Origin of the sequence: Streptomyces sp. W16 (assembly GCF_033194735.1) — a bacterium.
Classification (GTDB): Bacteria; Actinomycetota; Actinomycetes; order Streptomycetales; family Streptomycetaceae; genus Streptomyces.
Genome location: NZ_JAWOAI010000349.1, coordinates 1 through 10793, shown reverse-complemented (window position 1 = coordinate 10793; position 10793 = coordinate 1). Strand labels below are relative to the sequence as shown.

Sequence of the window (10793 nt, the reverse complement as noted above, 5' to 3'; positions counted from 1 at the left end):
CGCCTCCGAGCAGACCGCCCACTGCGGGTCGTCCCCGGGCCGCAGCGCCCCGTGCGTCAGCACCTCGTGGCCACGCTCGCGCAACTCGGCGACGAGGGCGCGCGCCACAGGTTCGTCCATGTCCGAGGAAACAGAGATCCGCATGTCCCGGAGGCTACTCAGCGGACGGGTTCCGTGCCATCTCCGCACACGCGGGAGCGGCCCCCGCCGGGTCGCGACCAGGAACAGACCCATGGCCTACGACCCGGCGGGGACCGACGACGGCTACGACCGGCGCCAGTTCTGGTTGGCGCCGCCGGTGCAGGTCCAGATCTCCAGTGCCGTGCTGTTGGCCGTGCCATGGCCGACCGCGTCCAGGCACTTGCCGGAGCCGACGTTGACGACACTGCCGTCGGAACGCACCCGCCACTGCTGGTGGGCGCCGCCGTTGCAGTCCCAGATCTCCACCGGACTGCCGTCGGCGGTGGCACCGCCGGTGACCTCAAGGCACTTGGAGTCGTAGACGGTCAGCTGGTTGGTGGCCGTGGAGGTCCAGGTCTGGTGGGTGCCGCCGTTGCAGTCCCACAGGGCCGGCTGGGTGCCGTTGGTCTGGTTGGCGCCCGGGACGTCCACGCAGCGGCCGGACTCCTGGCCCTTCAGGGGTGCCGAGACCGCGCCGCGCAGCCAGCTCTGGTTGGTGCCGCCGGTGCAGGTCCACAGTTGCAGCAGGGTGCCCGGCGAGGTGCCCCCGGCCGTGGCGTCCAGGCATTTGCCCGAGGCGGGGTTGACGACCGTGCCGTCGCTGTTCACGGTCCATTTCTCGGCGGCGGTGCCGTCGCAGTCGTAGATCTGCACCGGGGTGCCGTCGGTGGTGGCGCCACCCTTGGCGTCCAGGCACTTCGCGCCGCCGTAGACGGTGAGTTGGCCGGCCGGGGTCAGGGTCCAGGCCTGGTTCGTGGCGCCGTTGCAGTCCCAGAGCGCGAGTTGGGTGCCGTTGGTCCGGCTCGCCCCGGGGACGTCCGCGCACAGGCCGGACTGGCGGCCCTTGAGGATGCCGGCGTGGTTGCCCGGCAGGTTCGCGGTGACGGACAGGTTGTCGAACTGGTCGGTCTGGTAGCCCACCACACCGACGCCGATCTGTCCCGCCGAGAGCGAACTGTCGTCCGTGGCACCGAGGTTGGCGCCGTCGGCGGTGGCGGTGATCCGGTCGCCGGAGAAACCGAGGGAGAGCGTGTGCCACGCGTGGGTGCCGAGCGCCGCCCGGGTTCCGGAGACCAGGGTGGTCAGGGTGCCGGCCGCCGAACTCCTGACGATGGACCAGGTACCGGTGTCGCTCACCCGGAGCAGGTAGGCGGCCTGGTGGCTCTGCGGCCGGTTCTGGGTGTTGGCCCGGCCCAACAGCTCGACCGTGCCCGCCTGTTGGAGGTTCACGTCGACCTTGACGGTGTAGTCGGTCCACGTCGGGTCGCCGAGCAGCGAGAAGGCGTCGGAGTCGTCCTGCCACTCGATCGGCTTGACCGGGGTCACCTGCTGCACACACTGCCCCGACCGGCCGTCGGCGCACGGACGTGACTCGAACGCGCCCTGCATGTCGGAGAGATACGTGGCCTCGGTGCCGGTGGCGTAGCTGTCGAAGGTGTCGCTGTAGGGCAGCGCGAGGGCGTGGGCGGCGGGTGCGGTGGCGGTGCCCTTGCCCTGGCCGGTGGTCGTGGTGACCGTGTAGATCCAGCCCGGCTGCAGCGTCAGCGAGTACGCGCCCCCGGTCGGGGTGATGTCCTGCGTGTGCACGAAGTCGGTTGCGGGGCTGGGGCTGTTCACCCGGGTCGCCCACACGTGCACCGCCCCGGTGGACAGACCGCCCCGCACCTGGACGTCGACCGTCTGCGCGGCGCCGGCGGTGGTGGTCTCCAGGACCGTGGAGTAGTCGGACCCGTTCGGCGACTTCAGCGTCGCGTAGGTGCCGTTGGACTCGGTGCCGCCGAGATAGCCCGACGCGGAGTCGACGAACTTCCAGCCGGGCTGGGCGAACTGGGTGACCTGAGCGGTCGCCCAGGTGTCCTCGCCGATCGCGTAGTTGCCGGACCAGGGCGAGTTCGCGGTGGCCAGGCCGACCGTGCTGAACGGCAGGTTGGGGTAGATCGCCGCGACCAGCGGCCAGTTGAGATACGCGGTCATCCTGGCGTCCACATAACCGCGCACGATCGAACGGATCAGCGCGGGGGCGCCGGAGTCCATGTCGAGGGAGCCGTTCTCCGACGCCCACAGCGGTTTGCCGTTGTTCTTCGCCGTGGTGCTGCTGGAGCAGGTGTCGGCGCTGCCGCCGTCACCGCCCGCGCAGGGGTAGTGGGCGCCGATGACCGAAACGGCGTTGTTGAATGCGGAGTTGCTCGCCATGTCGTCCGCGACGCTCCAGCCCGAGTCGTCGCCGACGATCTGCACGGAGCCGTATCCGGCGCTGTCGAGCGCGGACCGCAGCTGGATGTACCAGTCGACGTCGTGGCCCCGCTCGTTCCAGCCGCCGAGGTAGCTGATCGGCAGACCGTGCTGCTTGGCACAACCCAGCCAGGAGATCAGGTAGTTGATGGTGTCGGTGGACCAGAACCCGCCGCTGATCCAGCCCGGGGCGGCCCAGGCCAGACCGTACAGCTTGATGTCCGGGTTACGGGCCTTGGCCTGCTCGGCGAGCCAGAACTCGTATCCCGCGTCGCAGTTGATCTGTCCCTTGGTGTGCTCGATGGACGGCTCGGCGCCGTCGGTGGAGTTGGCGTCGCCGCCGATCTCCAGTTTCAGCAACTGCAGGTTCGCGCCGTAACCCGGCTTGAACAGGTAGTCCAGGATCTGCGACCGCTGGGCGGCCGGATAGTCGCGCAGCAGACGGGAGTTGCCCCCGCCGCCGCTGATCGCGCCGATTCCGTCGAACGTCCGACCGCTCTGAGCGCCGTCCACGGTGATCGTGGTGGCCGCCGCGGTGGCGGCCCGGGCCGGCTGCGCGCCGACCGAACAGAGTGCGGCCACAAGGGCCATGACCCACAAGGGCAGGAGGTTTCTCAAGGTTCTTCGCACGGCTTCGTCCTTCTCCAGCGGGGGGTGAGGACAGCCTCGGAGAGCGCTCTCAGCGCGAGTCGGCGGAGCTGTCCGTGGAGGTTTGTGCGACAGTGTGGAGACGTGTTGAATTGGAGTCAAGGGTCTATACCTGTTGAAGTACGGACCGGTGATCCGGGCAGCACTCTTCCGGCCAACTCGCCTGCTGCCGACGCGGGTTCGGCCCGTTACGTCGCCGAACCCGCCGTTCCCTGACTGTCGGCCCCGCCGCTCCACTCCCGGTACGCGGCCACCGCCGTCGGCAGGGTCGGGAAGATGTGGTCCTCGCCGACCGATGCCACCAGCCCGTACGCCTCCAGGTCGTCGCGGAGGTCCTGCTTCACCCGGGCCAGGGCGAACACGACGCCGCGGTGGGTGAGTTCGCGGCGGAGTTCGTCGACCGCGTCCAGGGCGGTGATGTCCACCTCCACATTGGCCTCGGTGTTGAGGACGAACCACCGCACCGGCACCGCCTGTTGGCCGACCGCGGCCAGCGCACGGCGGCGGAAGTCCTCCGCGTTGGCGAAGAAGAGCGGTGAGTCGTAGCGGTAGACCAGCAGGCCGGGGACGGTGCGGGCCTGCGGGTAGTCGTCCACGTCGTGCATGCCGGCCATACCGGGGACCAGGCCCTCGACGGCGTCGTGCGGGCGGGCCACCCGGGTGAGGAGTTCGGCCACCGACAGGCCCACGGCGACGATCACGCCGTAGAGGATGTCCAGGGCGAGGACTCCGGCCAGGCAGCCGAGGGCGAGGAGGAGTTCGCGGCGGCGGAACGTGGCGAGGCGGTGGAAGCCGGTGAGGTCGATCATGCGGACGGCCGCGTAGACGACGAGGGCGCCGAGCACCGCCGCGGGCGTGCGGGACAGCAGGGGGCTCAGGAACAGCAGGACCGCGAGCACCACCGCCCCAGCGACCAGCGAGTAGGCCTGGCTGCGGGCGCCCGTCGAGGAGGCCAGCGCGGTGCGGCTGGCGCTGCTGCTCACCGGGAAGCCGTGGAGGACACCGGCGCCGAGGTTGGCCGCGCCCAGCGCCAGGAACTCCTGGTCGGCGTCGAGACCGGGACCCTCGTCCGCGTCGCCACCGGTGAAGGCGCGGGCGGTGAGGATGAAGTCGGTGTAGGCGACGAGCAGGACACCGAGCGCGGGCAGCACCAGGTGGGGCAGTTCGGTGAGGTCCGGCAGTCCGACCGTGGGAAGTCCCGCCGGGACATGGCCGATCACCTTGATGCCGTACCGGTCGTCGAGGTCGAGGACCGCCACGGCCGCTGTGCCCAGCACCACGGCCAGCAGGGGACCGGGCACTGCCCGGGACACGCGCGCCACCGTGAACAGGAACGCGAGCAGGACGGCGGCGAACAGCAGTGTGGGCGCGTGGAGATGGTCCAAGTGCCGTACGAACGACCAGAGTTGGGGGAAGAAGGCCGAGCCGGTCGTCGGTACCCCGGTGAGCTTGGGCAGCTGGTCCACGATCATGATCAGGGCCACGCCCGCCAGATAGCCGATCAGGACCGGGCGGGAGAGCAGATCGGCGACGAAGCCCAGCCGGACCGCCCACGCGGCCAGGCACAGCAGGCCGACCGTGGCCGCGAGGGCGGCGGCGAGTGTGGCGTACTTGCCCGGGTCGCCGGCCGCGAGGGGGCCCACCACGGTCGCCGTCATGAGCGCGGTCGTCGACTCGGGGCCCACGGACAGCAGCCGGGACGAGCCCGGCACCGCGTACAGGGCGAGTGCGGGCAGGATCGCCCACAGGCCGGCCACCGGGGGCAGCCCGGCGACCCCGGCGTACGCCATCACCTGCGGGACGAGATACGCGGCCACCGTGACACCGGCCAGCAGGTCACCGCGCAGCCAGGCACGCCGGTATCCGGCCAGCGCGGCGATTCCGGGCGTCAGACGCCGCCACTCCACGCGGCGCCCGCCCGGGCTGTGGGACACGGTGTTCCTCGACCTGTCCGGTTCAGAGGCTCGCCGCGTGGTCCGGGACGTAGGTCTGCAGGTCGCGCGGCGGGCGCTCGTAGCCGGTGGACGGCGGGCGGGGCGGGAGTTCGAGGACCGGCGGCGTCACCTCGTGGTAGGGGAGGGAGCCGAGCAGGTGGTCGATCATGTTCAGCCGGGCCCGGCGTTTGTCGTCGCTCTCGACGATGTACCACGGGGCCTCGGAGATGTCGGTGTGCACCAGCATCTCGTCCTTGGCCCGGGAGTAGGCCTCCCAGTGGGTGATGGACTCCAGGTCCATCGGTGACAGTTTCCAGCGGCGCAGCGGGTCCTCCAGCCGGCGCCGGAACCGGTCCTGCTGCACGGCGTCGCTCACCGAGAACCAGTACTTGCGCAGCACGATCCCGTCCTCCACGAGCATCCGCTCGAAGATGGGGCACTGGCGCAGGAACAGCTGGTACTCCTCCTTGGAGCAGAAGCCCATCACCCGCTCGACGCCGGCCCGGTTGTACCAGGAGCGGTCGAACAGCACGATCTCCCCGGCGGCCGGCAGATGCTCGACGTACCGCTGGAAGTACCACTGGGTGCGCTGCCGGTCGGTCGGCTTCGGCAGCGCGGCGATCCGGGCGACACGCGGGTTGAGATGCTCCGACACGCGCTTGATGGTGCCGCCCTTGCCCGCCGCGTCCCGACCCTCGAACACGATCACCAGCCGGGTCCCCTCGGCCCGCACCCACTCCTGGAGCTTCACCAACTCCGTCTGCAGACGCAGCAGTTCGGTCTCGTACATCGTGCGCGGCAGCTTTGCCGCCTTCTTGCCGGCCATGCCGCCTCAACCCCTCGATGACGTGCGCAGTCTCCCGTGTCCAAGGTCGAACACCTGGACAGCACCGTACTGATCGCCGGGCGCCCGCGCACCCCCGGACACCCGCCCGCCGGGTTTGCGCGGGCCGCCGGCGGCAACCCGGACTCCGTGACAGCGATGACGACCCAGCAGGAGCTCGTCCGGTTCCTGGAGGACCGCTTCGCCTGCGCACAGGCCTGCACCGCGTGCGCGCGGGCCTGTGTGCTGCGCGTCAGCCGCACGGATCCGGACGCCACCGACCACGAGGCACTCGTACGGCAGAAGGCGCTGTGGTGCGGGGAGGTGTGCGACGCGACCTGCCGGATGCTGGCCGAGCAGAACCTCCAGGACGAGTCCGCCCTCCGCCTGCAGACCAAGTGGTGCCTGCTCGTCTGCTTGGAGTGCGCGCAGCTCTTCGACGCGGGGCCGGACGCGGGGCCGGGCGCGGAGGCGTGCCGGGACTGCGCGCGGGCGTGCGAGGAGTTCCTGGCCACGTTGAACTGACGCGCTGCTGGGCCCTTTTGGGACCACGGCCGACGGACGGTCGGCCACTCCGGATCGCCGCCGCCCTCGCTACCAGATCCAGAACCCGCCGCGGGGAGAGGTCCGGCCGTCCTCGCCGACGCCGACCATGTGGGCCGACTCGGGGCCCAGCTCGAACCCGTGCTGACAGCGTCCGCTGCCCGCCTGATCACGCGCCCGCCCGTCGGCCGACTCGGAACGGGAAGGGCCGACTTCCGGTCGACGTCACACGCATTACCGGGCATCTCAGCCTCGCCATTCCCAATTTCTGGAACACGTTCTACGGTGTGCGCCGTCAGGACCGGCCTTGGGGAGCCTGGAGGCGCCGTGCATCTCGAATACACGCCCGAGCAGCAGCGGCTGCGTACCGAACTGCGCGCCTACTTCGCCGAGTTGGTGCCCGACCACGCCTACTCGCGCTACGCCGACCCCGCCGCCCAGAAGCGCTACTACCGCGAGACGATCCGCCGGCTCGGCACGGACGGCTGGCTCGGCGTCGGCTGGCCCGAGGAGTACGGCGGACGCGGGCTGACGCCGATGGAGCAGTTCATCTTCTTCGACGAGGCCGCGCAGGCCGGCGTACCGCTGCCGCTGATGGCCCTCAACACCGTCGGCCCGACCATCATGCAGTTCGGCACCGACGAACAGAAGGCGTACTTCCTCCCGAAGATCCTCTCCGGCGAGATCGACTTCGCGATCGGCTACAGCGAGCCCGAGGCCGGTACGGACCTCGCGGCGCTGAAGACGCGCGCGGTGCGGGACGGCGACGAGTACGTCGTCGACGGGCAGAAGATCTGGACCACCAACGGCGACACCGCCGACTGGGTCTGGCTCGCCGTCCGCACCGACCCCGAGGCCCCGCCGCACAAGGGCATCACCATGCTCCTGGTACCGACCGCCGACCCGGGCTACACCTGCACGGTGATCAACACCCTCGCCTCGCACGACACCACCGCCAGCTACTACGAGAACATCCGGGTCCCGGTGTCGCGCCGCGTCGGCAAGGAGAACCAGGGCTGGCGCCTGATCACCAACCAGCTCAACCACGAACGCGTCACCCTCGCCGCCCACGGCACCATGGCCATCCGCGCCCTGCACGACGTCCAGCACTGGGCCATGGAGACCAAACTCGCCGACGGCCGCCGCGTCGTCGACCTCCCCTGGGTCCGCCGCCTCCTCGCCCGCACCCACGCCAGGCTCGACGCGATGAAACTCCTCAACTGGCAGATGGTCAACGCCGTCCAGGAAGGCACCCTCACCCCACAGGACGCCTCCGCCGTCAAGGTCTACGGCTCCGAGGCCCGCCGCGACGCCTACGCCTCGCTCATGGAGATCGCCGCCGCCGCGGGCGCCCTGAAGGAGGGCTCCGCGGGCGCCGTCCTGCACGGCGAACTCGAACGCGGCTACCGCTCCGCCGTGATCTTCACCTTCGGCGGCGGCAACAACGAGATCCAGCGGGAGATCATCTCGTGGATCGGTCTGGGAATGCCGAGGGTACGGCGTTAGCCTGCGGGGCATGGACGCCCCTGGGACGGGCGACCCGGGGCTGTTCGGGCCGGACTCCGTGACATGGCAGGTGCACGGCGATCCCATGATGTGGGTCGCCGGCGTCCGCGCGCTCTACCTCCAGGCCCTGCACCCGCGAGCCGTCCGCGGAGTCATGCAGAACTCGACCGCGTTCGATCGTGAAAAGAGTGGCCGGCGCGACGCCTGGGGCCGGCTGATGCGCACCGCGAACTTCGTCGGCACCGTCACTTACGGCACCACCGAGGCCGCCGAGAAGGCGGGCGCCCGGGTGCGGAAGATCCACAGCATGCTCGGGGCGACCGACCCGGACACGGGGGAGCGGTACGGAATCGACGAACCCGCGCTGCTGCTGTGGGTGCACTGCGCCGAGATCGACTCGTATCTGCACGTGCTGCGCCGCTCCGGCTTCCGCCTCACCGACGCCCAGGCCGACCGCTACCTCGCCGAACACCGGGAGAGCGCCCGCCTGGTGGGCCTCGACCCCGCCGCCGTACCGGGCGACCGGGCCGAACTGGCCGCCTACTTCGAGCAGGTCGGGCCCGCGCTCGCCGCCGGACCCGAGGCACGCGCGGTGGACGACTTCCTGCTCCGTCCACCGACGCACCCCCTCGTCGTCCCGGCGCGCGAGCTGCTCTGGCGGCGCGTGGCACACCTGGCGTACGCCTCCCTGCCGCCGTACGCCCACCGGCTGTACGGCAGACCGGCCCCCGCACCCGCCACCGTCACCCGGCGACTGCGCGTCGCAGGCACCCTGCTGCGCTGCGTTCCCGCACATGTGCGCTGGCAACTCCCCCCCCAAGCACATCATTCGCGCCATGTCACGGCTCGGCCCCGGCTCCCGGCCCGCCCCGTACAAAGTCGGACGATCGCTCGCCATACTGGACGAGCCAGGGGAGGGCGGGACGAACACCGACGGGGGCGATCGCGGGAGATGGGGGACAGCAGGCTGATCCAGGGCCGCTACCGGCTGCTCGATCTGATCGGGCGCGGCGGCATGGGAGAGGTGTGGCGCGCGCGGGACGAGTCGCTGGGGCGCCATGTCGCCGTGAAGTGCCTCAAGCCGCTGAACCCGCACCACGACCAGGCGTTCACCCGCGTCCTGCGCGAGCGGTTCCGGCGCGAGGCCCGGGTGGCCGCAGCGCTCCAGCACCGCGGGGTGACCGTCGTCCACGACTTCGGCGAGTCCGACGGCATCCTCTACCTGGTGATGGAACTCCTCGACGGCCGCAACCTCTGCCAGGTCCTGGAGGACAACCAGCAGCGTCCTCTCCCCGTCGGCGACGTCGTCGACATCGCCGAGCAGGTCGCCTCCGCCCTCGCCTACTGCCACCAACAGGGCATCGTGCACCGGGACTTGAAGCCCGCGAACATCATGCGGCTGAGCGACGGCACGGTGAAGATCTGCGACTTCGGCATCGCCCGTCTCGGCGCCGACATCGGCTTCACCTCCCGGCTGACCGGCACCGGCATCGCGATGGGCACCCCGCACTACATGTCGCCGGAACAGATCAGCGGCTCCGAGGTCGACCAGCGCAGCGACCTCTACTCCTTCGGCTGCGTCCTGTACGAACTCTCCACCGGCGCACCGCCGTTCGACCTCGGCGACGCCTGGGCCATCCTCATCGGCCACCGCGACACCCCGCCCCGCCCGCCTCGCACCCAGCGCCCCGAACTGCCCGAGTACCTGGAGAAGGCCATCCTCGACCTGCTGGCCAAGCTCCCCGAGCAACGCCCGCACGACGCACGCGAGTTGGGCCGCCGTATCACCATGGGCCGTACGACACCCCTGTACGTGCCGACAGTTGTGACCCCGCGTCCCCAACTGCCCTCGCCCGAACCGGTGTCCCGCGAGGCACGCCTGCCGTCCTGGACGCGGGGGATGACCACCGGGCACAAGGCGACCGGCGCCGGACTGCGCACCACCCCGCCGGACGCCGGGGCCGGCCTCACCGGCGAGTGGATCGCCCGCCCGGCCACCGGCCACACCGAGAAACCCGCACCGGAATCACCGTCCGCGCCGCCCCCGGAGGTCCTGAAAGCCCTGGCCGGACGCCACAACGCGGGCCTGAGCCTGGGCCGCCTCGGCCGCTGGGCGGAGGCCGGCGAGGTGCACCGCGCGGTCACCGCCGAACGCACCCACCTCCTCGGCCCGGACCACCCCGACACCCTCGCCAGCCGCTACGAACTCGGCTTCACCCTCAGCCGCACCGGTCACGCCGCCGACGCCCTGCGCGAGTACACCCATGTCGCCCGCGCCAGGGAACGGGCGTCGGGCGCCGACCACGCCGACACACTCGCCGCCCGGCAGGAAATGGCCTACGTCCTGGGCCAGTTGGGCCGCCACTTCGACGCACACCAGGTGTACACGTCCGTACTCGCCGCCCGCGAACGCACCATGGGCCCCGACCACCCCGACACCCTGCGCTGCCGCCACAACCTCGCCTTCAACCTCAGCCGGCTCGGCCGCCTGGAGGACTCGTACCGCATGGCCTGCGAGGTCGCCGCCGCCCGCGCCCGCGTACTGGGCCCCGGCCATCCGGACACCCTGGTCACCCGCTACGAAGTGGCCTACGCGCTGGGCCAGTTGGGCCGATGGCAGGAGGCCCTGCAGACCTACGGCGAGGTCGCCGAGGCCCGCGCCCAGGCGCTCGGTCCCGACCACGCCGACACCCTTGCCGCCCGCTACGAGATCGGTATCAGCCTCGGCCGACTCGGCCGCAGCGCCGACGCCCTCAAGCTGTACCGCGACCTGATCGACGACCGCACCCGCGTCCACGGCCCCGCCCACCCCGAGACCCTCCGCGCCCGCCACGGCCTCGGCGTCAACCTCGGGCGCCTCGGTCGCTGGGAGGAGGCCCTCGCCGAGTCCCGTGACGTGTGCGCCATCCGCGAGCGCGTCCTCGGCG

The 10793-nt window shown here is 71.1% G+C and carries 6 protein-coding genes and 2 pseudogenes; 4 read left to right on the top strand and 4 right to left on the bottom strand.

Annotated elements, in window-relative coordinates; all coding sequences use genetic code 11:
* The 4 genes and pseudogenes from R6V09_RS34980 to ppk2 form a co-directional block, all read right to left on the bottom strand.
* Positions 1-144 (bottom strand): annotated as a pseudogene (locus R6V09_RS34980) (RpiB/LacA/LacB family sugar-phosphate isomerase); the annotation flags it as partial.
* Positions 145-264: 120 nt separating this feature from the next.
* Positions 265-3003, bottom strand: coding sequence for a ricin-type beta-trefoil lectin domain protein (locus R6V09_RS34975; protein WP_317885484.1), 2739 nt, complete (start codon positions 3001-3003; stop codon positions 265-267).
* Between the two features lie 245 nt (positions 3004-3248).
* Complete coding sequence (locus R6V09_RS34970; protein ID WP_442810210.1) at positions 3249-4994, bottom strand: SulP family inorganic anion transporter; 1746 nt, start codon at positions 4992-4994, stop codon at positions 3249-3251.
* A 22-nt stretch (positions 4995-5016) separates the two neighbouring features.
* Positions 5017-5820, bottom strand: a complete 804-nt coding sequence (ppk2, locus tag R6V09_RS34965; protein WP_317885483.1) for a polyphosphate kinase 2 — start codon at positions 5818-5820, stop codon at positions 5017-5019.
* A gap of 156 nt (positions 5821-5976) precedes the next feature.
* Between ppk2 and R6V09_RS34960 the strand changes: the two genes are divergently transcribed.
* The 4 genes and pseudogenes from R6V09_RS34960 to R6V09_RS34945 form a co-directional block, all read left to right on the top strand.
* Complete coding sequence (locus R6V09_RS34960) at positions 5977-6342, top strand: ferredoxin (RefSeq protein WP_317885485.1); 366 nt, start codon at positions 5977-5979, stop codon at positions 6340-6342.
* A 345-nt stretch (positions 6343-6687) separates the two neighbouring features.
* Complete coding sequence (locus R6V09_RS34955; protein WP_317885482.1) at positions 6688-7866, top strand: acyl-CoA dehydrogenase family protein; 1179 nt, start codon at positions 6688-6690, stop codon at positions 7864-7866.
* A gap of 10 nt (positions 7867-7876) precedes the next feature.
* Positions 7877-8837: pseudogene (locus tag R6V09_RS34950) on the top strand (oxygenase MpaB family protein).
* On the top strand, positions 8819-10793 hold a 1975-nt coding region (locus R6V09_RS34945), incomplete at its 3' end, for a serine/threonine-protein kinase (protein WP_317885481.1). The pseudogene R6V09_RS34950 and the gene R6V09_RS34945, both read left to right, overlap by 19 nt.